17 protein-coding genes are annotated in these 25,335 nt (G+C 52.5%); 6 read left to right on the top strand and 11 right to left on the bottom strand.

The window, feature by feature from the left end:
- Positions 1-135: 135 nt before the first annotated feature.
- From ACMZ66_RS03200 to argE, 4 genes are all read left to right on the top strand, one after another.
- Positions 136-1,125 carry a Bug family tripartite tricarboxylate transporter substrate binding protein gene (locus tag ACMZ66_RS03200; RefSeq protein WP_416934349.1) on the top strand — a complete coding sequence of 330 codons (990 nt, stop codon included), beginning with the start codon at positions 136-138 and terminating at the stop codon, positions 1,123-1,125.
- Positions 1,126-1,175: 50 nt separating this feature from the next.
- Positions 1,176-1,715, top strand: a complete 540-nt coding sequence (locus ACMZ66_RS03195; RefSeq protein WP_416934347.1) for a tripartite tricarboxylate transporter TctB family protein — start codon at positions 1,176-1,178, stop codon at positions 1,713-1,715.
- 17 nt (positions 1,716-1,732) lie between these two features.
- Positions 1,733-3,235 (top strand): tripartite tricarboxylate transporter permease, encoded by a 1,503-nt coding sequence (locus ACMZ66_RS03190; RefSeq protein ID WP_416934345.1) that lies wholly within the window; start codon positions 1,733-1,735, stop codon positions 3,233-3,235.
- Positions 3,236-3,524: 289 nt separating this feature from the next.
- The gene (argE, locus tag ACMZ66_RS03185) at positions 3,525-4,703 is read left to right on the top strand and encodes an acetylornithine deacetylase (RefSeq protein WP_416934343.1); all 1,179 of its coding nucleotides are present in this window, start codon (positions 3,525-3,527) and stop codon (positions 4,701-4,703) included.
- A gap of 470 nt (positions 4,704-5,173) precedes the next feature.
- On the opposite strand, the gene ACMZ66_RS03180 is transcribed toward argE, so the two are convergent.
- Both ACMZ66_RS03180 and ACMZ66_RS03175 read right to left on the bottom strand, forming a co-directional pair.
- Positions 5,174-5,926: a hypothetical protein gene (locus tag ACMZ66_RS03180; RefSeq protein ID WP_416934341.1), complete on the bottom strand. Its 753-nt coding sequence runs from the start codon at positions 5,924-5,926 to the stop codon at positions 5,174-5,176.
- A gap of 493 nt (positions 5,927-6,419) precedes the next feature.
- Entirely contained in the window at positions 6,420-6,638 is a 219-nt protein-coding gene (locus ACMZ66_RS03175; RefSeq protein ID WP_416934339.1) for a hypothetical protein, read from the bottom strand.
- Here ACMZ66_RS03175 and ACMZ66_RS03170 point away from each other — a divergent pair.
- Positions 6,543-6,758 carry a hypothetical protein gene (locus ACMZ66_RS03170; RefSeq protein WP_416934612.1) on the top strand — a complete coding sequence of 72 codons (216 nt, stop codon included), beginning with the start codon at positions 6,543-6,545 and terminating at the stop codon, positions 6,756-6,758. The two genes, ACMZ66_RS03175 and ACMZ66_RS03170, sit on opposite strands and share 96 nt — an antisense overlap.
- Here the strand turns inward: ACMZ66_RS03170 and ACMZ66_RS03165 are convergent.
- From ACMZ66_RS03165 to ACMZ66_RS03155, 3 genes are all read right to left on the bottom strand, one after another.
- Entirely contained in the window at positions 6,721-8,724 is a 2,004-nt protein-coding gene (locus tag ACMZ66_RS03165; RefSeq protein WP_416934337.1) for a transglycosylase domain-containing protein, read from the bottom strand. The genes ACMZ66_RS03170 and ACMZ66_RS03165 overlap by 38 nt on opposite strands.
- A 439-nt stretch (positions 8,725-9,163) precedes the next feature.
- The gene (locus tag ACMZ66_RS03160) at positions 9,164-9,745 is read right to left on the bottom strand and encodes a hypothetical protein (protein WP_416934335.1); all 582 of its coding nucleotides are present in this window, start codon (positions 9,743-9,745) and stop codon (positions 9,164-9,166) included.
- A 9-nt stretch (positions 9,746-9,754) separates the two neighbouring features.
- Positions 9,755-11,080 carry a transglycosylase domain-containing protein gene (locus tag ACMZ66_RS03155; RefSeq protein WP_416934333.1) on the bottom strand — a complete coding sequence of 442 codons (1,326 nt, stop codon included), beginning with the start codon at positions 11,078-11,080 and terminating at the stop codon, positions 9,755-9,757.
- 341 nt (positions 11,081-11,421) lie between these two features.
- Between ACMZ66_RS03155 and ACMZ66_RS03150 the strand changes: the two genes are divergently transcribed.
- Positions 11,422-12,624 (top strand): aminopeptidase P family protein, encoded by a 1,203-nt coding sequence (locus ACMZ66_RS03150; protein ID WP_416934331.1) that lies wholly within the window; start codon positions 11,422-11,424, stop codon positions 12,622-12,624.
- Positions 12,625-12,705: 81 nt separating this feature from the next.
- Here ACMZ66_RS03150 and ACMZ66_RS03145 read toward each other — a convergent pair whose 3' ends face one another.
- The 6 genes from ACMZ66_RS03145 to ACMZ66_RS03120 form a co-directional block, all read right to left on the bottom strand.
- The gene (locus ACMZ66_RS03145; protein ID WP_416934328.1) at positions 12,706-18,795 is read right to left on the bottom strand and encodes a cadherin-like domain-containing protein; all 6,090 of its coding nucleotides are present in this window, start codon (positions 18,793-18,795) and stop codon (positions 12,706-12,708) included.
- Between the two features lie 273 nt (positions 18,796-19,068).
- Positions 19,069-19,566, bottom strand: a complete 498-nt coding sequence (locus ACMZ66_RS03140) for a hypothetical protein (protein WP_416934326.1) — start codon at positions 19,564-19,566, stop codon at positions 19,069-19,071.
- Between the two features lie 65 nt (positions 19,567-19,631).
- Complete coding sequence (locus ACMZ66_RS03135; protein ID WP_416934324.1) at positions 19,632-20,954, bottom strand: HlyD family type I secretion periplasmic adaptor subunit; 1,323 nt, start codon at positions 20,952-20,954, stop codon at positions 19,632-19,634.
- Positions 20,951-23,155: a peptidase domain-containing ABC transporter gene (locus tag ACMZ66_RS03130; protein ID WP_416934322.1), complete on the bottom strand. Its 2,205-nt coding sequence runs from the start codon at positions 23,153-23,155 to the stop codon at positions 20,951-20,953. The genes ACMZ66_RS03135 and ACMZ66_RS03130 overlap by 4 nt, the downstream gene beginning before the upstream one ends.
- A 249-nt stretch (positions 23,156-23,404) precedes the next feature.
- Positions 23,405-24,046 (bottom strand): dTDP-4-dehydrorhamnose 3,5-epimerase, encoded by a 642-nt coding sequence (gene rfbC / locus ACMZ66_RS03125; protein ID WP_416934320.1) that lies wholly within the window; start codon positions 24,044-24,046, stop codon positions 23,405-23,407.
- Positions 24,047-24,051: 5 nt separating this feature from the next.
- Positions 24,052-25,245 (bottom strand): hypothetical protein, encoded by a 1,194-nt coding sequence (locus ACMZ66_RS03120; protein ID WP_416934319.1) that lies wholly within the window; start codon positions 25,243-25,245, stop codon positions 24,052-24,054.
- Positions 25,246-25,335: the final 90 nt, after the last annotated feature.

Genomic DNA, 25,335 nt, shown 5'->3' with positions numbered 1-25,335 from the left:
TTAGTTATACTGAAATTAATTTTTTGCGTCACCAGTTATAGTTTGTCTATGCATGAAGCCAGAAAAACAAAAGACAGAGCAAAATACGTCACAGCTCAGGGCAATCCTGCCACCACCACCCAGGGAGACATGAAAATGTTTCGTCAGCTTAAAAAAGCAGCCGGCCTAGCTGCTGCCATCCTTGCGACAACCACCATGATTTCGACTGCACAGGCTGATGCCTATCCTGAAAAAGCGATCACCCTTGTTGTGCCTTATGGCGCAGGTGGCGCATCGGATCTGGCAGGCCGCGCGCTTGCTGAAACCGCACGCAGCTACACCGACGGCCAGCCGGTTGTTGTTGTTAACAAGACCGGCAATGGCGGCATGAATGGTGCGCGCTTTGTAACCGAACAGAAGGCAGATGGTTACACCCTGCTTCTGTCGCGTGTTGGTATGGCGCTTTATCCGGCGGTTTATGCTGACAGCCCGGTTGGCTGGGACGACTACACCTTCCTTGGCATTCTGGAATCAACCCCGATGATTCTGGCGGTTAATGCCAATTCCGACATCCAGACCATTGACGATCTGATTGCGAAAATCAAAGACAGCGACGGTGCAACCACCTACGCCGCATCCGGCCCCACCGCGATTGACGGCTTTACGGTTCAGGCGCTGCTGTCTGACATTGGTCTTGATCCGCTGACCGCTTCCACCCTCGTGCCATACAAAGGCGGCTCTGCTTTGGCCGCAGCTCTTCTTGGCGGTCACGTTGACTTCCTGGCGATTGCCGCTGGCTCCCTGATGCCCCACATCGAAGCCGGTAAAATGCGTCCGCTGATGGTCTATTCGCCAAAACGCATGGCGACCCTGCCTGACGTCCCGACCGCAAAGGAACTTGGCTATGCCCAGGCTGGTCAGGTTGGCGGCTGGAGCGGTCTTTACGCGCCCAAAGGTCTTCCGGACGATGTTGTTGCCAAATGGACCGACGTTCTGGGCAATGTCGCCAAAGACGCAACCTGGCTTGACCTTGCTGCCAAGCGTGGTTCGACTTCGGTCATTGGTGATGAAGACCCGTCTGCTTACGTCAAAAGCCAGTTCGAGCTTTACAACGGCATGGCCAAGAAGTTCGGCTACATCGAATAAGAAACGCCCCCGCGTTCTCTAGTCCAAGACATCTAATGCGAGACGGAACCATGAACCAAAATCGCGATTTTTACGCCGGACTGGTCGCAACGGCATTCTTTGCCATCGTCCTGTTCGTTCTGATCCCGATCTATGTGAAGGTTCCGTCTTTCATTCCAGGCTTCGCCCCGCCGCCTGATATGTGGCCGCGCGTGGTGGCCATTATCGGCCTGGTCATGGGTGTTCTGGCCGTTGTTCTGGCATTCCCGAAAATGCGTGAAGCCAGCCGCAATCAGGTCACCGGGCTTGGTGCCCATATCACTCAAAACAAGGTTATGATTGGCCGATTTGTTAGCCTGATGGTCCTGTTTGTTGGTTTTGTCTATGGCATGCCTCTGATCGGCTTTGTCCCGGCCACTGTCCTGTTGCTTGCCATTCTGTTTGTCATGACCGGCAATTTTGAACGCAAGTTCTGGATGATCGCCCTTTCGATCATTTTCCCGGTCCTGCTCTACATCCTGTTTACCGAAGTTACCCACACGCCGTTTCCCGAAGGCCTGCTGCTTTCCCAAAGCGCTGTCGGCACTTCTGACCTCGTAACCCTGATCTGATCGAAAGCCCCATCGTTATGTGGAATGAATTGCTTTATGCCTTTCAGGCAGTCGCGACGTTACCGAACTTTTTGGCCATGTTTGCCGGGATTTGGGGCGGTGTGATTATTGGTGCCATCCCTGGCATGACCGGGACCATGGCCGTGACACTGGCACTGCCTTTTACGTTTTATCTGCCGCCGGTCACCAGCATCCTTCTTCTGGTTGCGCTTTATAAAGGCTCGACCTATGGCGGATCCATCTCGGCCATTCTGATCAAGACACCGGGCACCGCATCGGCTGCCTGCACGGTTCTGGATGGCTATCCGCTTGCCCGTGCTGGCAAGGGTGGCAAGGCGCTTAACATGGCGCTGGTTTCAAGCTGCATTGGCGATTTCATCTCCAACATCTCGTTGTTCTTCCTCGCCATTCCGCTGGCGACATTTGCCCTGCGCGTTGGTCCGCCGGAATTTTTCATGCTGATGGCCTTTTCGCTGACAATTGTCGCAAGTATTTCCGGCAGATCACTGGTTCTGGGGATTATTTCCGCCTGCCTTGGTCTTCTTCTGGCGACTGTTGGCGAAGATATTTACGGCTCGTATCGCTTTGCCCTTTCAGAGGACATGAAATCAGGTCTTGGCATGGTGCCGGTTCTGATCGGACTGTTTGCCCTGCCTGAGCTGATCAAAATGATCGTCTTCCGCCCGGAAGAAAACAATGTCGCGCTGAAACTTGGTGATAACCGCCTGTCATTGTCGGAGTTTCGCGGGTCGATCAAATCGATCTTCCGTGGGTCGATCATTGGCGTGATCCTTGGCGCCATTCCGGGTATTGGTCCTTCAACGGCTGCGTTCTTTTCATATAGCGAAGCCCGCCGCACGTCGAAAAACGGCGACCGGTTTGGCGAGGGCGAGATTGAAGGTGTGGCTGCGTCTGAGTCTGCGAACAATGGTGCCTGCGGCGCGACCATGATCCCGCTTCTGGCCCTTGGTGTGCCGGGCGATGTGATCACGGGCGTGATGTTGGGTGCCTTCATGATCCACGGCCTGACACCGGGGCCGCTTCTGTTCCAGAACAATCTGGGCGAGGTCTATTCCCTGTTTATCGGCATCCTGTTTAGCTCCGTCTTCCTGTTTATCGCGGGCAAGGTGACGGCAGGGGCCTTTACCAAAATCTCGCGCATTCCCCAGACACTGCTTTTGCCCTGCATTTTGATCCTGTGCGTCTATGGCATCTATTCGATCGGGGCGAGCCCGTTTGATGTCACGGTCCTACTGGTGATGGGCGTGGTTGGCTTTGCCATGATGCTGCTGAACATCCCGGCTGCGCCCTTCCTGATCGCCTTTATCCTTGGCCCGATGTTTGAAGACAATATGCGTCGCTCGCTTGCGATTTCGCGCGGTGATCTTGGTGTCTTCTTCCAGTCATGGATTTCATGGGGCTTCTTTGCCCTGACTGTTCTGTTCGTTGTTTTGACCATTCGCCGTGAATGGAAGAAATGGCGCGAAAAGCGCGATGCAAATGCATCAAGCGCTTCCTGATCCGAGAAACGAGAAGTTAAAGCATGCTCCACTTAATTCACATCATTTTGCCGGAGGCAGTCTTCTGTCCGGCAAGGAAAAGACCCGCCGAGCGTAGCGGGGCTACGGTCAAGGGTTTTGACGCTGCGGGGCAGAAGACTGTCCCGGCCCGAAGGGTTTGATTTTGGCGGCGTTTCGCGGCGTTACACCGTTTGAACGATGCGCCGCATCGCCCTGCACGCTGTGCCTTGCAAAACCACACGCCAAAAACAAACAAAATGCGGTAAATTAAATGGAACATGCTTTTAAAATGTCCAAACCAAATATGTCACGCCTGCACAATGCCATTGATCTGCTTGGCAAGCTGGTCGCGTTTGACACCACGAGCAAAAACTCGAATCTCGGTCTGATCCATTTTGTCCGCGACTATTTGGCGCAATATGGCATTGAAAGCACCCTGTTCCACGATGAAACGGGTGAAAAAGCCAACCTTTTGGCAACCATTGGCCCCAAAGGGGTGCCGGGCATCGCATTGTCGGGCCATACCGATGTTGTTCCCGCCCTTGAAACCACCTGGATTAGCCCGGCGTTTGAGCTGACCGAGCGTGATGGAAAGCTGTTTGGTCGCGGCTCAGCCGACATGAAGGGCTTTTCGGCCTGCGTGCTTGCCATGATCCCGGATCTGGTGAAACGCGATCTTGCGATCCCGTTCCATCTTTGCCTGTCCTATGACGAAGAGGTTGGCTGCATCGGTGTCGGATCGATGGTCGATCATTTGGCGGCCATGGACACGCCCCCGCGACTGGCGGTGATTGGCGAGCCGACCGACATGAAGGTCATTAACGGCCAGAAGGGCAAATATTCCATGCGGGTTGGCGTGACCGGCACAGCAGGTCACAGCTCGTTCGCACCCAATCACGTCAATGCCATCGAATATGCGACGCGCGCGATCAACCTGATTGCCGAAAAAGCCCGCGAGTTCGAGGAAAACGGGCCGTTTGATCAGGACTTTACTGTTCCGCACAGCACGATGCTGACCACGACAATCGGCGGCGGTACGGCAACCAACGTCACCCCGGATTATTGCGAATTCACCTTTGAAATCCGCCACTTGCCCGACCATGACGCCGAAGCCGTGATCGAGGAAATCCGCACCACCGTGATGGACACCCTTGATGCGGAAATGAAGGCCAAGGCCGAGGAGACAGGATTTAGCTGGGAAAAGATATTTTCCTATCCCGGCATGGGCGATTGCACCGATGCGCCCGCATTTGAGCTTGTGCGCAACATCATCCCGGAAATTTCGGGCAAGGTGTCATACGGATCAGAAGGCGGCGTGTTTGAAAAGCAGGGCAATATCCCGTCAATCATTTGCGGACCGGGCAGTATCAAACAGGCCCATAAGCCCAACGAATTTATCGAGATTTCGCAACTTGAGGAATGCCTGGAATTCCTTGAGGCGCTCACAGATCAGGCAGTTGCTGCCTGATACTCTCACCGAGACGCTGCGTCACCCACAGCATCAATCGGTTTACCTTAGCGCAGATTGTCTCCCCCACTCTGGCTCTGCGCGGTGGGCATTCCGATAGGTGAGAAACTCCCTGGCCACATCTCCCCCAAGTAGTGTGGCCAAGCAAACCAAACTTGAAGACCGGCTCGATTATCGATGCCGGTCTTTTTTTGTCTTAGCGGAAATAAGGAAAAATAAATCTGTCCCCTTTTTTCGCGCCCCCATCGAGCGGCTATGCCAAAGTAAGAACGAATCAGAGATTGTCTTCAATAAAGGCAACGGTAGTCGATACAGACTGTGTTTCAAGGCCATAGAAACCGTGTTGACTCAATGGCCTGCAAGCTTCGCCGAATTTGCCGGGATGCTTTTCATTGCTGTCAAATTCGACAAAGGATTTTGATTCCGATGCGATCATATCATGGAATTGTTTGGCATGTTTTGGCGGAGTTTTATCGCACCGATCGGACTTGTTCACTAAGACAAGAGTTCGGCTGATTGATGGTTTCTGCGCCACCTTCCAGGAAATTGACCGGCTCCCATTCGTGCCCTTTTAAAGCAGGGGCGGACATGATCAGTAAATCGACGAGCTCGGGCGTTTTCATCGCCAACCAGGCGGCGGCACGGGCTCCGGAAGAGGTGCCATTCACAACAATTGGCAGATCATGTTGTTGTTTCAGATAAGCGGCAAGAAGACGGAAATCCTCTTCAAATTCCGAGGATACGCGGTAATCATTATTCTTGCCCCTTCCTGTCAGCCAGTTCCGATTTGTCTTTTCGCCCCATCGGTCAGACGGAGCGCAAAACATGACAACATTACCCCCGTTTGCGGCATAGTCCAGCCGAGTACGCAGGACAAAATTGATACCCGTGCCCATGCCTTTTGTGGCTTCTTCACTGCCCGGGTGACATTTTAGATCCCCTTTGCCGCCGACAAAAATAACATGATGATATTTTGGCGACGGCGGTGTCAGCTGAATATGATGATGTTCAACGCCCTTTCGTCCTTCAACACTGACAATTGATCGTTGGATCACTGCATCGCCCAGGGGAATCTCCCGTTCCATGCTGTTTTCTACAGTGCCACTATATGCTGACAAGGCTGTGGTGCTATATTGGGGCTCGGCATTGGCCAAGTTTGTGGCTAAAACAACGCTCATAGTCAAAACCAAAGATGCGGTGTTTTTTGTGAGGAGGCTTTTCAATGGCTCAACTCCCTGTTTTACAGGTTTCCGAAAAGTTCATTTAAATACAATTAATTGTTATGTGAGGTCGAAGCGACCCGCAAACCTGTATAGTGTCTCTTCAATTCAATAGAACAAGAAAATGAGCTTTGATCTTCCACCATCGAATGGGTCCTCCGTGCACAATCGTTTTTGGATGACCGAAGAGGGCTGTTGAAGTGGCGCCAGTTTCGCTCGCACACAAGAAAATATATAACCGAGCTCGTCGAAAATACTTTGGTAAATTGCATTTTGGCCAGCTCTGTTGGTGGCTCTCGTCGTAATCCTCGATCCACCGGTCAATTTCCTGCTTCAACAGCTCATTATCAGCTTAAGAAGGTGAGTCGCTTAGGGGTGTCTTGTCCTGAAATATGTCGACATCTTCAACTCCTGTAAGTGTCAACATATTTCAGGACAAGACACCACAAATGAAAAGGGCGGGGATCATCCCCGCCCTTTTTTCTCGTATCCGCGGCTAGCTGCGCGGTTTGAGGTTTTCCGAATCGTAGACCGGCTTGTAACCGATGCCGTAAACCTCGACCGGATAGATTTCGTCCATGTAGGACACCTGGAGTTCGCACCCAATCACGTCAATGCCATCGAATATGCGACGCGCGCGATCAATCTGATTGCCGAAAAGGCCCGTGACTTTGAAGAAAACGGCCCGTTTGATCCCGACTTTACTGTTCCGCACAGCACGATGCTGACCACGACAATTGGCGGCGGTACGGCAACCAATGGCTGCCTGCTGCAAATTCTAAGCGCTGAAAAGCTTATTACTGCTTCTTATTGCCGGAACTATAGCCCGCGGTGAAGTCACGCCAGCTATCATCCTCGCCAACTTTCTTGGAACGTGCCAAGGCGGCCTTGCCAAGCGATCGGACCGGGATGTTCTGATGGGCGTGCAACATGAAGTCATGCCACAAATTGGCCGGAAGGCCACCACCGGTGACTTCATCCATCGGGCTTCCATCATCATTGCCCATCCAGACACCTGCAACCAGATCAGCAGTGTAGCCAATGAACCATGCATCACGATATTCCGACGTGGTGCCGGTCTTGCCCGCCGATGGGCGGTCAATGATGGCATCACGCCCGGTTCCTTTGGCGACAACAGCAGCCAGCATGTTGTTCATTTCGCCGGCATGAAGCGGGTTCATCAAGCGGGTCGGGAAATCATCGGTTCGTTCATAAAGAACCTCGCCACCCTTGCCGACGATCTTGCTGACTGCGTGCGGGAAAACGGCAAAACCGCCATTGGCGACAATCGCATAGGCCCCGGTGAGCTCAAGCATCGAGACTTCGCTGGTGCCAAGCGCCAGACTTGGTTCTGCTTTGAGTTCAGACGATACACCCATGGTACGCGCCTTCTGGATCACGGCATCAAGGCCAACTTCCATCGCCATCTGAACCGCGATCGAGTTGTTGGACGTTGCCACCGCATCACGGATCGACATGGTGCCGTGATGTTGACGGTCAAAGTTACGCGGCTCCCAACCATCAATGACGATGGGCACATCGCGCATCCAGTCATTGGAGCCGAGGCTTTTATCCAAAGCAGCCAAATAGACAAACAGCTTAAAGACCGAGCCCGGTTGACGGCGGGCCTGGGTCACTCGGTTATACTGGCTTTCAAAGTAATCCCTGCCACCGACCATCGCACGAACTGCCCCATCAGGGGTCATCGCCAGAAGCGATGCCTGCGTCACGTGTTTTTCCTTTGCCCCGTTGCTTTCAAGCGCACGTTCAAGATTGAACTCGGCAATTTCCTGAAGACGGGAATCAAGGGTGGTGTAGACCAAAAGATCCTGATCGACATAGCCGACATAATCACGCACCCGATCAAGTACCCAGTCGGAGAAATACCGCACACCCGGCCCGGTCTGTGCCGCACGGGCGGTACGGACACGATATTGTTTGGCACGATCGGCACGCGCGTTTGTCAGCGCGCCGGTCGATGCCATGGCATCAAGAACGATATTGGCACGCTCGGCGGATTTGACCGGATCGACCATCGGGTTATAGCGGCTGGGTGCCTTTGGCAGGCCCGCCAGAACTGCCGCCTCATACAGGCGCAGACGACGCGGGTCGGTGCCGAAATAATGCCGGGATGCGGCATCAATGCCATACAGACCCGACCCGAAATAGATGCGGTTGAGATACAGCGACAGGATTTGTTGCTTGTCGAACTTGAATTCCAGCCATATCGCCAAAAGAACTTCTTCGATCTTACGGCCAAAGCTGCGTTCCGGTGAGAGGAACAGGTTCTTGGCAAGCTGCTGGGTGATGGTGCTGCCACCTTCGGTGATGCGACCCGCCGTCAGGTTGGCCCATGCTGCACGTAGGATGCCGACCACATCAATGCCGAAATGATCGTAGAACCGGCGATCTTCAATCGAGACAAATGCTTGCGCGACATGTTCAGGCAGATCGCGCACCTCGACCGGATTGCCATAACGGTTGCCATAGGTGGCAAGGGTCATGCCATCAATGCTGATCACGCGGATCGATGGTTTACGTTCACTGGCAACGTCGAAATTAACCTTTTCCGGCAGCCCATAGCCGTAATAGGCAATCACACCACCGCCAAGAACGGTGACCCAGATCGTACTCAGCACGATGAATTTGGCAATTGCCTCTGGCCCCGGGATCATGTCGCCAAAGCGCGCGAACAAACTGCCCTTGCGCTTACCCGCGCTACTGACGCGTTTTTTCTTGGTTTTGGATCCGGTTGATCCCTTGCGCACACTTGTGCGCCGTTTGAATTCTCTTTGCGCCACCAAAGCACCTATCGGTCTGGACCGGGCACACGTCACACATGCCCAGCCATCTTGAAACGAGCTACCCCTAACCCGTTTCAGACAGATGAGCGCGCCGCATGATCCGGCGATTAAATATCTAAGGGTCAGGGTCTACTAATTTGGTTCGAATGGTCGCTCAGACTTGTGCGGATATGCGAAGCAAGACCGCCGGAAGATTTCTATCTTTCAAGGTTTTGCGACAAAGTAGCCCGTGCAAATCTGACCGATCAGAAGGACAGAATTTATATTTGCAAACTCCGACGTCAAACCCCTTGAGCGGGATACCAACCCGCTCGGCGGGCTTTTCCTTGGATTTCACAAATATAAATTCTGCCATTCAAATCAAATTAATAGATCCTGACCCTAATGTCCCAACCGAGGAGGGAGTCCCCCGTCTCCCCGCTTTGCGACGATTTTATCAATTATTATCGCTGAGACCCATTTTCCACAGGTCTGTAACACCATCGCTGTCGCGCCGTCGTTGCGAAGATGCGCGCACCATCGAACGGATGGGCAAGCCATCGTGTGCATCAAGCATAAATAACCGCCACAAAGACGCAAGTTCTACCTCGCCTCTGACATCCATTCTACGCCGTTCATCATTGCCCGCCCAGACCACCGTGATCAGATCGGATGTGAACCCGGCATACCATGCATCTGTGCCGCCACCGGCATCGGTTCCATAACCGGCAAACGGCCGGTCAAGACGCACTTCCGGGTCCGTCACACTGGAAAACAGAACATACGATCCCTGAATGGCCTCATCGGTCAGGCGTTTTTCCTGAACAGGGTCAACACGTTGATAAAGAAGCGGCGCGTTTGGCGCATCGGTATAACGTACCGAATTGATCAGTGTGATCATCGGCGGTTTACCCGAATTTTGCGGCAGGGCATGAATGGCAGCGATGTCGCTAATCGTTACCGGATCAAGCCCGACCACGGTGCGAATATCGGTCGAAAGCGGACTTGTGATGCCAATATTACGCGCATATTCACGCACATTCAAAAGTCAGTAATGATCGGCCAAATTGGCCGGAACAGTGTTTACGTCACGTACAAATGCCTCACGCAGTGACGTTTGCCCCATATAATCATGGTCCGGATTGATCGGCCGCCAACCGCCAACAGCCATACGGTTATCGCGCACCCACTGGGCCGGGTCGCTGTTTTCATTCAGCGCGTAGTAATAGGTCGCGATTTTAAGCATACGGCCCGCCGGATGGCGCATTTCCGTGACCCGGTTGCGTTGGAACGGGGTGTAATCCGCCCCACCGATCAGGGCGCGAATGCGGCCTTCCGGGCTGATGGAAATCATGGCGACTTGGTCGGCCCCACGCGGGATCACACGATGTGCTGCGACCTCGGGCACGATTTCCTGCGCAAGGTTTTGAACCTTCCAGTCGATGCTGGTGACGACATCAATGTCGCGGCTGCTGTAGCCGACAATATCGGCGACTTCTTCAAGCACCATGTCAACGACATAGCCCGATAGGACATTTTCGTCATACTGCACATCAAGCTTTGGCTCGATCAGGGTCAGGGCCGAAACACGGTCTGGCTCAATGAACTTATATTGGCCAAGCTTTCCGAGGATGCGGTTGGCTTCCTCGGCGGTTTCGCGCGGATAAAACAGCGGATTGAACTTTTCCGGATCGCTCATGGCTGCGGCAAGAACGGCTGCCTGATGCAGGCTCATGCGTTCAGACGGGCTGCCATACCAGATGCGGGCGGCCGCTGTGATGCCAAAAATGCCGCGCCCGACATAGCTTCGTTCCAGATAGCTTCGAAGAATCGTCTTTTTGTTGAAGCTCCATTCCAGCCACAGGGCCACCAGGAATTCCTGGAAATGGCGCCCCGCACTGTTGCTTTTCTCCTTAAAGAAACTGCGCGCAACCTTCATGGTGATGGTCGATCCCGATCCTTCGCGACCGGTAAAGATCCGGGCAAAGTCTTCGCCCGAAACACCATTATGATCATAAAAAGTCGGGTCCGCCGCCGCGACGAAAACGTTCTGAACACGTTCGGGCAAGGTCGTTAGCGAGACATCCTGACTATAATGACCCTTGATGGTTTCAAGCATGGCACCATCATAGCCAAGGATACGGATTTCCGGGCTTCGGATCATATTGCGGCTAAGATCAAGGTTCGACTTGATCGAGTAGGTGATGCCAAACAGACCCAGTGCCGTAATCGACACGAAAAAGCCAATAATCAACGCGCGCCGACGCCGGATACGCCGCCGGATCGAGCGAAGTTCTTTCTCGGCAATGCGTTTCATCGCCGACTGGGCAGCGGATTGTCCGCCGCTTTGCTTTTCGTCGTCTTCTTCTGCCACGCCCAAAATTCCGTTTGATGCTCGTATTTTATATTGTTCCCCAACAGTAAAACGCCAAGCTGTTAAGAAAATGCTTTAACGCAGCCGATTATTCATACGAACGCATAGGAACCATTGGGTTGCCTACCCGTGGCTTTAATCTGCTTTGAGATTGTGCTTGCCAAGCACGCGGATCGTTGTTGATATTGGCGACAGGGCAGGCGATGGCGTCGCCAGCGAAAATTCGCGCCCCACCCATCATCACACATATCCTGAACGCCGGGATCTTGCTTTGTCATTGCCATGACAGGGGGAGGTTCCAGTCCCCTTTCGCGGCAATCGCGTTGAAGAGGATTTTGCGAATGGATCGCCCAGAATTTTACCGTTTCCATCAAGGTGACCGCGTTCTGCCGTTTGCGGCGGCGGAATATGATACGCGCCTGACCAAGCTCCGTGCCAGCATGGCGCAAAGCGGGGTTGAGGCCTGCGTTTTCTCATCGATGCATAACATCGCCTATTATTCAGGCTTTCTGTATTGCGCGTTTGGCAGGCCCTATGCGCTTGTTGTCACGCCATCGGAAAGTGTCACGATCAGTGCCGGTATTGATGCCGCCCAACCCTGGCGCCGCTGCCATGGTGATAACATCACCTATACCGACTGGCAGCGAAACAATTACTGGCGCGCCATTCGCTCCGTCACCGGAACCGGCAAGGTGATCGGTTTTGAAGGTGACCATATCAATCTTGTGCAAAAGGCACTGCTCGACGAGTTTCTGGCACCAGAACGCAGCCTTGATATTGCGCCTGCAACCATGCGTCAGCGCATGCATAAATCACCTGCCGAGATCGAACTGATCCGCGCCGGGGCCAACGTGGCCGATGTTGGCGGCTACGCCATCCGCGATGCGATCAGGGAAGGTGTGCGCGAGATTGATGTCGCCATGGCAGGGCGGGATGCGATGGAGCTTGAGATCGCCAAACGGTTCCCCGATGCCGAATATCGCGATACCTGGGTCTGGTTCCAGTCGGGCATCAATACCGATGGTGCGCACAACCCGGTCACCGCGCGCAGGCTTCAACGCGGTGATATCTTGTCGCTCAACACCTTCCCGATGATTTCAGGCTATTACACGGCCCTTGAACGCACGCTTTTCGTCGGCGAAGTCGATGATGCCAGCCGCAAGATTTGGGATGCCAATGTTGGCGCGCATGAATTTGGCATGTCGCTTTTAAAACCGGGTGTGTCCTGTGCCGAGGTCACGCACAAGATCAATGACTTCTTTGCCGAGCGGGATTTGCTGCAGTATCGCACATTCGGCTATGGCCACAGCTTTGGCGTTCTGTCGCACTATTACGGTCGCGAAGCAGGGCTTGAGCTTCGCGAAGACATCGACACCGTCCTTGAACCAGGCATGGTGATCAGCATGGAACCGATGTTGACCATCCCGGAAAACCAACCCAGTGCAGGCGGCTACCGCGAACATGACATCCTCGTCATTACCGAAACCGGGAACGAGAACATCACAGGCTATCCGTATGGGCCGGAATTCAATGTGATCGGCTAGTCAACTGCACGAAGTATAATCAACCGGAACTGGGTTTACGCTGCCTAACCCAGCTCCGGTTCGAAGTTGTTTTGTAGAAAACTAACCACTCGCCGAGAGTAAGTTGAGATAGTCGTCATCGACGATGTCTTGATTACCAGGATTCGGGTTTGGGGAACTCGGTTGGAAACCGCTCGTTGAATACATAACCAAAAGTTCAGCCATTTGTCCTTGCGGGCTTTGCGCCTCAGTTACTGCATCCGTTGAGATGGTTGTTTCTACATTTGCAGTATCCAGATCCCAAAAATTCTCTGTTGATGCAGCAAATGCTGTGTCTGCCAACTCTCCACTAGTTCCGTCTTTCCAAGTAAAGCTGCCGTAGCCAAACACTTCAACGCCGTCTTCATTCAACGTGTTGTTGTCCTTGGAAAGATTGATGGAAGCTATGCCAATCTCGTCGAGAGTTTTAACCTCGCCATCATCGCTGACACCGTCACTATTGATGTCCTGCCAGATGGAGAATTTCGACCACTCAGTATCCTGCTGATCGAAGACCCCATCCCGATTGCTATCAAAACCGTGTGCCAAACCTTCAAGATCAGTTGCCCCTTCTTCGCCATACATCGACAAAGCAACTTCATCCACATTTGTGATTTTTCCGTCTTGATCATGATCGAAGACAAGCAATCCGTCATTTGACGCGACCCATGCTGTTCGCTCCAGGTTGCCGTCACCATCAACATCGAATCTTGCTGTAGAAACCGAGGCCCCCATGAACTCGACACCATTGCCATTCAGATCAACGATAACTGGTTTCCAGTTATGTACCCGGTAACCACCAGCGACGTAGGTATGGTGTTCTTCGACTTCAAAATTAAAGACGTTGGCGCGTTCACCGCGATTAACGATGCTCTCAATTCTAACGAGTTCGCCTTCCGCATTGACCAGTCGATCAAACATGGAGAGCTGGGCAGCAACCTTGAAGTGTCCTTCTTCCGTCAGGAAAGGATGATTAAATGTCGACTTGATACCATTAACTTCGACGACTTCTTTGTTCTGAGCACGGATCAGAGTCAGGACAGCGCGCGGCTCCAAGACACCAAAGCCGTCAAATGCCATCACCATGTCACCGACTTCGACGTCCTCAATAGGTTTGGTCCGGCCATTTGCCATAAGCACAGGTGTGCCCGCGACGAAACAACCTACATCACCACCAGAACTCCCCCCACCCGACGATCCGCCAGATGAACCTCCAGAAGATCCACCATCGTGATCCCGGTCGTTGTTGTTACCACCATTGTCTGGCGGCGGCGGAGGTGCCTGGCGGGTAAACGAGAAGCCCTTATCGACATAGGCTCCGTTCCCATCGCTTGCTCGCATGGTGAAACTGAAGGTTCCATACCCGGAGGCCGAATAACTGAAATTACCGTTACCATCAATGCTAGCACTGGTTCCGCCTGATCGACTGACGATGCTGTAGCTCAGTGCATCGCCATCAACGTCGGATGCCACCATCCGGTTTCCAGACAGGTATGCTGTTGGTGCGTCATTAACCGAGTTGATGGTCAGATCAACATACTGCTCGCGCGCGTTTCCTTCGGCGTCAGTTACCGTGAAGGTGAAACCGGCATCGCCATGATAGTTGGCATCGGGCACGAACCGCACGTCATCCCCGACAATCGATACGGTGCCGTGCGAAGCACCGGAAACAGCTGTCAGATCAAAGCTGTCACCTTCCAGATCATAAAATCCGGATAGAAGGGATGCCTTGCTGATTAATGTAATTGCGTCTTCATCTGTCGTGACTTCTTTGGTTCCGAAAAAGCCCGGACTGTTGTTTTGATCGGCACGGAACGTGTTTCCACCGATAACGATATTCTCCATGTCATGAAGAATATCTGTCCCGTCAGTACCGATTAGGGTCGAAGTTCCATCATCACCATGAACAAGCTCGTAGTCCGTGAAATCGCCATCGACGACGAGCGTATCGTTCCCCTCGCCGCCAAAGAAGGTGTCACTACCTGTACCGCCTTTGAAAACGTTGTCGGCGTCATCACCCTTCATGACGTCATCGAAGTCAGTGCCAATGATGTTCTCAACACCGGTAATAATATCGCCGTCGGCAATACCACCGGTTCCGCTTCCATTCACCAAATCGATAAGGACTGCCGCCGTTGAAGACGAATAATCTAGAACATCGGTACCGGTTCCACCATCGATGGTGTCGGCACCTTCACCGCCGGTTATGCTGTCATTGCCGTCACCCGCACTTACAACGTCAGCACCGGCACCTGCGAAGATGTGATCATTGCCTGCCCCGCCCTCGATGCGGTTGGCATTTTGATCACCAGTGAGTGTGTCGGCATGGGCACTGCCAACAAGGCCTTCGATTGACGTGTATGTGTCACCACTTGCGTCGCCACCGGTACCGGACTTTGTCGCAAGACTTGCAGCAACGCCCGAGCTTGCATTGGCATAACTCGCGATATCAAAACCGGTCCCACCATCAAGGGCGTCTGATCCGGCACCACCATCAAGGGTATCATCACCAGCACCACCCAAAAGGTCGTCATTTCCATCATTGCCATGCAGCACATCATCGCCAGCACCGCCATCAAGAAGTTCATTCCCGTTTGCCCCGGAAATGGTATCGCCCAAGGCACTGCCAAGGACAACTTCGAAACCATCGACCTGATCACCGTCGGCATCCCCGGCAGAGCCGGTACCAGTAAGAAGATCTATTGTGACAGCACTTGATGACGCAGAATAATCAAGTGTGTCGGTTCCAGCCCCACCCGATAGCGTGTCGGCACCTGCCCCACCAGAAATGACGTCATCCCCATCAGCACCATCAATAATGTCATTGCCTGACAGCCCGGACAAAACGTTGGCGCCAGCATCGCCGTTCAGAACATCATCATGCGAACTGCCAATCACATTTTCGATATTGCGGATCACATCGCTGGTTGCTTCGCCGCCCGTAGCACTTCCGGCGCCAAGGTCGATCTCAACACCCGCGGATGATGCACCATAAAAGGCGGTATCGATCCCATCTCCGCCATCAAGAACATCCGCACCATTGCCACCGGCAAGAACATCATTGCCGCTACCACCGGTAAGGATGTCATTTCCTGCATTGCCGTACAGCGTAACATCCTCAGAACCAGAAGAGATTAGCCTGTCTGCCTCTGCTGATCCTGAAACTACCTCAAAGCCATGAGCCGCCAGATCAAAACTTGACGGCGCGCCGACACGCATAACCAAGGTATCTTTGCCCGCGCCACCGACGGCCCAACCAAACTGGCTGGCGTAATCTGCGTAAAGAACATCATCGCCAGCTGTCCCGGTTACCTGAGCACGTTTCCAAACCGCATCATCAAATACTGGTCCGTCATCAAACTCTGTCTCAGAAGTTTCTTCTTCATCAGCACTGCTGGCTTCTGTTTGATCTGTCCCATCGATATCTGCGACGGCATCCTCTGATGACAGCGAAAGTTCACCACCACTTTGATTGCTTGGCTGACCGTCGCCTGTTTCTGATAATGTTGGGTCTGAACCTGCCCCGGAGGAAGGTTCATTTGCAAGCGCACCTTCCCCCTCGCCAAGCAGAGCAGGATTGAAGCTCAATGGATCAGGTGATGGCGAAGCTTCTTCACCATCAGACGCTTCGCTATTTTCTGCGTAAGTGACGTATGTTTCATCAAAGCTTGAAGATGATCCGGTAACATTGGTGTCGTCAGCTTCTTCGGTTTCATCCAATGGATCGTTGCCACCGAACCCAAGCGGCCCATCATTCTCTTCTGCCAATGCGGGATTAACGGCCGCACCTGCCGCGACACCAATAGATGCCAGAAGCATCACTTCTGCTGCCTGGACCGATTGGTTTTGGGACGCGTTTATTGCGTTTTGTCGCTGGGTTCGTTTGTCCCTGACTTCATCCGGATCGCCAAGCTCATCAAGCTCGGTCTGCTCCCCGGCAAAGCCGGCATTTTGCGAAAGGGCTGCAATCGGATCAACCGTCGGCTCAGCTAGATCGCCGTCCTCGGCATCCGAACGCAGAACGGAATATTCAACGCCCAGCGTTTGCAAATTGATGGTCCCAACGGTTCCATCGGCAAAAACGAGGCCCTCGACCGTATCGCGCGCATCCATGCCGTTCTGGATTACGATCCGGTCTTCTAGTTCGGAAATATCGCGATCATCATCCGGGCCGGACCGGACCCCGATCACAAGGTTATTGCCATCCCGCTCAATGACGATGTCTGACGGCAAAATATCTGCGCCAAAGACGATCCGGTCATCACCAGCATCTTCATGGATATCAACTACGCGTGTACGGTAGTTACGTTTGCTGCCATCGGAATAAAGGTCATAAAGCTTATCTGTACGCGTGTTATGAGAGTAGTCATGGATGGTGTCATTACCATCACCGCGTTTGTAGATATAGGTATCATCCCCATAACCACCTTGCAGGGTGTCATCACCATGACCACCACTTAGCCAGTCATCCCCCCAACCACCAAAGATCGTATCATTACCTTCACCGCCATCAATGGCTGCTTCGTGGGTTTGATCAGTTCGGATGATGTCATCGCCACCACCAGAGTTGAAGATTTCAATCTCATAGTCGGTTATGTTGATATCAAGGTCCGCATCGCCCATGAAAATGACGCGATCCTGCCCGGCGCCGCCATTGAAATCGTCGTTTTCATCAACGACCAGCGTATCATCCCCGGCACCACCGCGCAGGGTATCGGCACCTTCACCGCCCGATAGCAAATCATTCCCGGTTCCACCAGTGATCTGATCATCCCCGGCACCACCGTCAATGACGATATGTTGAGCATCGCCGGCACGAAGGTCATCATTGCCACCGGCACCATACACTGCCTCGGTGTTTGTCGCTCCAAGATCAATGGAAAGATCACCTTCCCCCTGGCCAAGAACAACATCAAAGCCATCGCCACCATCAAAACTGTCGTCTGCATCAACAAACAGGATGTCGTGACCGGCACCGGCATTAATGGTATCCGCACCGTCGCCGCCAGACAGCCATTCGTCACCATCGCCACCAATCAGGATGTCATTGCCTGCCCCGGATGATAGATAGCCATCTTTGCCCGAACTGTTTGAAAGCGTATCGTCACCCGCCCCGGTGATCAGACCATCATATTCAGTATTCGCAAGATCTCGATCTTGAGAGCTATCACTTTCAACGACGAAAGCGTTGCCATCGCCAATTTCGATTCCGTCCTCGGTCTCGCGATAGCCATAAGTCGATGCCCTGAAGGATACATCGCCTACATCGCCCGTGGTCCCATCTTCGCGGGTGAAAGTCGCGCGACCATGGACAGTGTTTCCGGCAATTTCCTCTTCAACGCCATCAGAAACCAGGCCGACTTCAGTGATATTGAGTTCTTCAAGAGTACTGACTTCACCTTCCTGAGATTGGCCGTCACCGTTCCAATCCTGCCAAACTCGAAAGTCTGCCCATGCTTCATCCTCGGCATTCAAAACGCCATCGCCATTGCTGTCATATAGCTCGGCTAGCGCTTCGAGGTCAGTATCTTCAGCTTCCGTTTCACCGGCAAAAACGAACTCAGAGGCATCGTCGATGGTTCCTGATCCATTGAGGTCGATTGACAGGATGCCGTCATCACCAGCAACCCAGCCGACGTTTTCCAAATACTGGTCTGAATCATAATCAAAGAACGCAGCACTGTCCGACAAATCAATAAGTTGAAAATCATCGTTTGAAAGGTCGAGGATTACTGGCGGAGCAGTTCGCATACCGTCAAGAATTTCTTGGTCTACTTCACCAACATATTCTGCAGCCCGTGCCTTGAAGTCCTGATAGCCATCGTATAAATTTCTACCGTAATCTTTTGCCCAGTCCCCATTGTAATTGCCGAACGCTTCGGCGGTTGCCACTGCACCAACCGCCGCTGCAACCGGATTCCCACCGGTCGCGGCACCAAAGGCAACACCTCCTACAGCCGCTCCGAAGCCCATAGCAACAGTGTCGGCGATCTTGTCCGCTGCCTCCCCCCAAGCTTCTCGGGCTTTGTTCTGCTCAGGCGAGTTTACAACGTTGTCAACTCTCTGCTTAAAGTCGATCCCCTCACCAATCCACCCTGCCCCCGGCATATCAAGCCTGCTGGCCATATCTGAGATATTTGATGAAACAGACAAAGCCACGTCTGCAGATTTCTGCACATCGACATCAGTAGCTTGTTCGACACCGACTGAAACTTGTGTAGGAGCCGAAGAGCTAGAATCTCCGTTTCCATTGTCAGAAGAAGCGTTATGCGACGAACGAGAAGCTGACCTGTCTCTATCTTGGTAGCTTTTCTCACCACGATGACTATCACCTGAAGTAAATGATCCTGCCATAACACTCTCTTCAAAACAAAAAGTGGAAACAACACTACAGAAACAAAGTTTTATCCAAAATAAGTATTAAAATCAGTCATACTCATTATAATGAAAACTTCTAAATTCATGATAGAACTCACTTAAACACAATTCATATGATTTGTAATTTCCATCAAATACAAACATATTGAACGATTGCAGTTTCTTACTATCATCATGTATAACTCTAATTAAACAATCACTGTTATCCTTAACATAATTCCCTTCGTAGAATATTTTATTTGTCAATCTACCAGAAGATGACATAGAAGATACAATTCCATCACTTCCATTTAGAGAAAAAACAACTGCATATACTGGAACAACATCACCAGGGTTAATAAAATTAAAATTATCAATGTATTTTTTATTTATTTTTTCTATCTCAGACGTATTTGTGCCGATATCAAGTATAGAAACCACATCTATTGGCTCTTTGTCCGAAACCAATATCTTTTCTTTTTCGGAAATATTTCCTTCTAAATCCACGTAGTAAACCTTGGACGCAACAGGTCCCGCGCTCATCCACCCCAAAAGAAAGGCAGCCATATACAGAAGCTTCATTTCATTACACTCTCAAAATATATTCATCCGCACATCGTCTGATTATGTTGCTACCTCTCACGCAAACTCTCATCGCGATAGCGCAACATCGGCCCAAGAACATACTCCAGCAAACGGCGCTCCCCTGTTTGAATATCCGCCGTCACCGTCATGCCGGGCTGCAACGGAGCTTCTCGACCACGCACGGTCAAGTATTGCTGCGCCAACTCCACCTTAGCCAAATAAACCGGGCCCATTTGTTCATCGACGACTGCATCCGGTGAAACATCAATCACTGTCCCGTCAATCGCACCGAACTTGGTAAATTCAAACGTTTCGACTTTAATCCGTGTCTTCTGGCCAATATCAACAAATCCCGCATCACGATTGGCAAGTTTGACTTCAGCAACCAATTTGCTGTCGTCTGGAACAATCTTCATCAGGGTTTGGGCCGCTTCTACAACACCCCCGACTGTGTTCACCGCCAATTCCTGCACCACGCCATCAATCGGCGCACGCAATACTTGCTGATCGCGGCGGCGTTCGGCCTTGATACGTTCCTGCGTAAGGGAGCCGTGATCCTGATCAAGCTGGGCACGTTCGTCAAACAGCGCCTCTTCGAAATCGGCCACAGTGCTTTGTAACCGTTCACGCGCCATAGCGATGTCTGCATTGGCCTTTTGCAGATCAAACTGTAATTGACGGCGTTCCTGCTGACGCTCGACCAATTCCTGTTCCAGCTCAAGCAATGAAGTCCGGGTTGCATAACCGTCAGAAGCGAGCGATCGACGTCCTTCGACCCGCTCGGTGATGAGTGGCAAGATAGCATCGACCCGATCAATCGAGACAGTAATGCCATCACGAACAGCACGAAGCTGCAGCATTTCTTGTTCGAGTGCCTCAACACGTTGTTGCTGCGCACGCGCCTGCCCAATCATGGCATCGAACTCGGCAATTGCCTGACGTTCTGATGCCTCTGCTGGTGGCAGAAAATGAGCGGCGGGATTGCTGATATCCTCAAGAAGGGCATTTAGCCGCGCAAGCTTCAAGCTAGTGCTGGCAAGATCCTGTTCAATTCTTGTCAGGTCTGCTGTGCTGTCCGTGCCGTCAAGTACGATGAGTTGGTCACCTGCCTTGACCCGTTGCCCATCACGAACATTGATCGCGCGGACCACCCCGATCTCAAACGGCTGGATGATTTTGACCTTGCCGGTTGGAACCAAAGTACCTTGGGTCGGGCTGACGATTGCGACTTCCGACATCCAAGCCCAAAGAGCAGCCACCATAAACAAGACCATCAAAACAACGGGCAAGACCCATGCTACCGGGTTGGGTGCACGTTCTGTCACTTCAAGGATGCCAGGCATGAAGGCGCTGTGATCCTGCTTGATCATTCTGCGGCCTCCCGGGTTGCGGTATGAATATTCACGTTCGGCGTTTGCTTACCCAATCCGGCCTGAATGGCATGCATCCGTGCATAAGCACCGCCCGCTTTGAGCAGGTCCTGATGCGAACCGGCTTCGACAAGCCGTCCGTTATCAAGAACCAATATCCGGTCCGCATGGTAAAGTGTTGAAAGCCGGTGGGCTGCAATGAAGACCGTACGCCCCTTTGCAATCGTTTGCATGCGATCCTGAATGGCCTTTTCCGACGCGCTATCAAGTGAACTTGTGGCTTCATCTAACAGCAATATTGCCGGATTGGTGACCAATGCACGTGCCAACGCAAGACGCTGTTTTTGACCACCTGAAAGCAGTGCGCCACGTTCACCAATCACCGTGTCATATGCCTCGGGCAGTTGAACGATGAATTCATGGGCATTTGCAAGTTTTGCCGCGTGAACAACATATTCAATGGGCAGACCGGGACGGCCGATTGCAATGTTTTCGCGCACGGTTCGGTTAAACAGGAAGTTGTCCTGAAGGACCGCACCGATCTGTCGACGCAGCCATGCCGGGTCCGCAGCACTAATATCCATACCGTCGACAAGTATGCGACCGCCCTCCACAGGATAGAAACGCTGTAGAAGGCGTAGCAACGTCGTCTTGCCCGCGCCAGAGACACCAACAAGCCCGATCACCTGACCGGCCTTTACATCAAAGGAAACATCATCAAGGATTTTAGCTCCGTCCGCCTGATAACGGAACGTCACATGATCAAACCGAACATGTCCGTTCAGCTTCGGAAGGCTTGATCCGCCGGAGGTCCGGGAAGGCTCAGTTGGTGCATCAACAATATCTGCAACCCGCCTTAGCGCCACTTTAGTTTGCGCCAACTGTTGAAGGAGCTGGGCGATGCGCATTGCAGGTGCGGTAACGCGACCGACCAGCATATTAAAGGCAATCAACTGCCCCGCAGTGAGACCACCGTCGATAACCATGCTGGCACCAAGCCAAAGCGTCAATGCAATCAATACCTTGTTGAGGAAGCCTGCTGCCTGCTGGGTATAGGTGCTTATTTTATCTGCTGCGTAGGAAGACTCAGTTCTTGCAGCAATCTGCTCTTCCCACTGACGCTGTATCTGCGGTTCAATACCCAGTGCCTTGACTGTCTCCATGCCCGAAACAGCTTCGACCAAGAGCGATTGGGAGTCTGCGCCATCCTGAAAACGCGCCATCAGGCGATCTTTGATAAAGGGACCGATTAACCCATAGATCGCAAGAATTGCCACCAGGAACCCGACAACGATCGTTGCCAGGATCGGTGCAAACCCGAACATCACAAACAGGAAGACAAACGTAAATCCGAAATCAACAAAGGCGGTCAGTGCTGATCCGGTAAGGAAGCTTCGGATTGTTTCAAGCTCTTTGACCCTAGCTGCAGTATCACCCACCCGCCGACTTGCGAAATATGCCATCGGCAAACGTGTCAGGTGACGGAAGACACTCGCGCCAAGTTCTGCATCAATCTTGTTCGTTGTCAGAGAGAACACATATTGCCGCAACCCGCCTATCACGAGATCAAACACAGCAATTGCAACAAGACCAATGATCAGAACATCAAGCGTCGACATGTTGCCGGCACTTAAAACCTTATCAATGATCGCCATGACAAATAGTGGGGTGATCAGTGCAAATACTTGAATAAAAAGGGATGCTGCCATCGCATGAGAAAGCGATGCCCGATATTTTTTAAGGAAAGGCAAAAACCATAACCAGCCAAATGGTGCCGGTTTCACGTCTGCCGAGCCGCCTTTTACGCGTGCACGCCCGAGTAAAATTGCTTCGCCTGTGCAGAGCTGCTGAAGCTCTGAACTCGTCCCTACTCGAGGTTTTTGTTCACCGAAGCAGCCAATAACGAAGCCACCATCCTCATTGCGCTGCGCAACAAGAAAATAAACGCCATCAACACCGCGTGCGATAAACGGCACCGGTGCACTTTCCAGACCTTTCCCGGAAAGCACGACAAGCTTCGCCTTTGCGCCCAATTTCTTGGCACAACGAATAATGTCTGAGGGTTCGAGCGGCCTTTCAGCGCCACCCGACTCATGTTTTATCTGATCTGCTTCCCCCGAAAGTCCAAGAACAGCAAGGCCATTGGCCAGTGCAAATATCCCGGATTCCGTCTGCGGATCAGGTGTTTTCTGTTTGCTCATCGCGTGCAAGAGCCCCAACCAAATGGTTTTCCAAGGCTCCCCCAAGCACGTCTTTTATATTTTGGGGAAAGCTAGAACAGCGTTACGTACAAATCAACCTACTCAAAAGCGGGGGAAACAATAATTACAACTTCAGCATGTTGTACAATTCAAGTTACTTCAGCTTGTTAGGTTACTTTTACGGCCGAAGCCCACTGAAGAGATCAACCTCTGGAACTCCAAACGGATAGTAGGTTTTCACCTCTGATGTCACTGAATCGCAGCATGATGGTGATCTAAAATGACACGACTTTTTCGGGAACTGGCTGGAAGATGACTTAAGACACGCCCTCCAAGTAGCTCACAATCGAGATCAGCCAAACGCGGATGGTTGCGGTCCTTGTCCGAGACCACCGCTTGCTGGCCATAAAGTTGCCAGTCGATATTCAGTTCCGGATCGTCCCAGGCGATGCCATGGTCATGTTCGGGGCTGCAATAGTTCGATGCCTTGTGCATCACATGGGTGTCGGGGCGCAGTGTTTTGAAGCCATGCGCGAAGCCTTCGGGGATCCAGAGCTGGTACCAGTTATCTGCGCTCAGCTCGATCTTGATATGTTGGCCAAAGGTGGCCGATCGCGGACGGATATCGACCGCAACGTCAAGGATCGCACCCTGTGTGACCCGGATCAGCTTGCCCTGGGCATAGGGGCTTCTTTGGAAATGAAGGCCGCGGATGGTGTTGATCGGCGTGCTGATTGACTGGTTTTCCTGCACCAGATCGACATCGCCAACCACTTCGCGGAAATCGTCATAGCGGAATGTTTCGGCAAAGACGCCACGCTTGTCGCGGTGCCGGTTGGGCACAAACAGAACCGGACCTTCGATATCAAATTCGTCAAATTCCACAGGCATGTGCGTTACTCCTTGATGGAAATCGGAACACGGATCAATTGGCGCGGCACACGCCATTTATCCTTGTAGGGTTTGGGCACAAGTCGCACGAAAATCAGGCTGGCATTGTCATCAACTGTGCCAAACAAACGATCTGTGCTGTCTTCATCGATGATGGATGGATAGGCCGAGAAGCTTTCGCCTTCCTGCGCATCCGGCTGAAGCGGCTGCTGATATAAAAGCTTCGGCTCCGACCAGTTTGTCAGGTCCTTGGAGGTCGAATAGAAGAACCCGGCTACGTCAGGCTCACCCTTTTTGCGGATGCGGTGCAGATAGACCGTGATGAAACTGTTCGTTGCTTCGTCACGCACAAGCCCACGGATGGATGAAACACCAAACGGGCTCACGCGTGCGCATTCGGTTTCACGTACCGACCAGCCTTGATCGGTCAGGGTGGCGGCCTGTTCAAACGTGGTCCCGTTCCAGACATCCCAGCGTTTCGGATTATCCATTGGCGCGCGCACCAGACAATTGCGCGAATTTTCCCAATTGTCCGCCCGTCGCCAGACGATGGCGTAATAGTGGTTCTGCCAGGAAATGATGTTGGTGACCGTCACATAGCTTGGCGCGCGTTTGCGATCATCGCGATAGGGTTGGGGCGGCGGGAACGGCGCGTGATGCGGTGGATTGCCAAGATATTCAAAGCTTTTACCCCCATCACTTGATTTCAGGGTCACAAGCCCGTTGATCCAGCAATCGGTACGCGTGGTGCGCCCTTCGCAGGGCATATCATGGCGGTAGGGCATAAAACTGGCACTGCCCAGCGCATAAACATCGCGTCCATCGCGCGTATAGATCGCCTGAAGCCAGGTGCGGTCATCAAGCAATTCGGGGACGGATTTGCCAGCGGCCTTGAACCGGCTGTTGCAGTCGGGTTTCAGGCTGTTAAAGCCATAACCGACAAAGGCGCGGTTCTGGAAATTGGGTGCAAACATCACCATCTGGCCGCGATCATTGCGAAAGGCGCGCGCAGGTGAATCTGGCAGGTGATGGTGATCACACCCCGAAACGTCACTGTCAAACAGGACGGTTTCCGGACCCGAAACTGTGACCTCGGTCGCGTTTGCATCGGGTTTCCAGCCAAGCACAGTACCAATCGACAGTCCGAAGACGAATGCCGAAAGGCCAATCACACACTTTGAAAAGGGCAGCTTTTGCAAAACTTCCATCCGCCAAAATTGGACAATATCGAATGAAAAAGTTTGGTGCGTGGCGTCACTGGGGAAATCGCCACGCACCAACCAGCAATG

The sequence above is a fragment of the Thalassospira sp. genome (genome assembly GCF_048059015.1).
Taxonomy (GTDB): domain Bacteria; phylum Pseudomonadota; class Alphaproteobacteria; order Rhodospirillales; family Thalassospiraceae; genus Thalassospira.
This window is presented reverse-complemented; position numbering and strand designations above follow the sequence as displayed.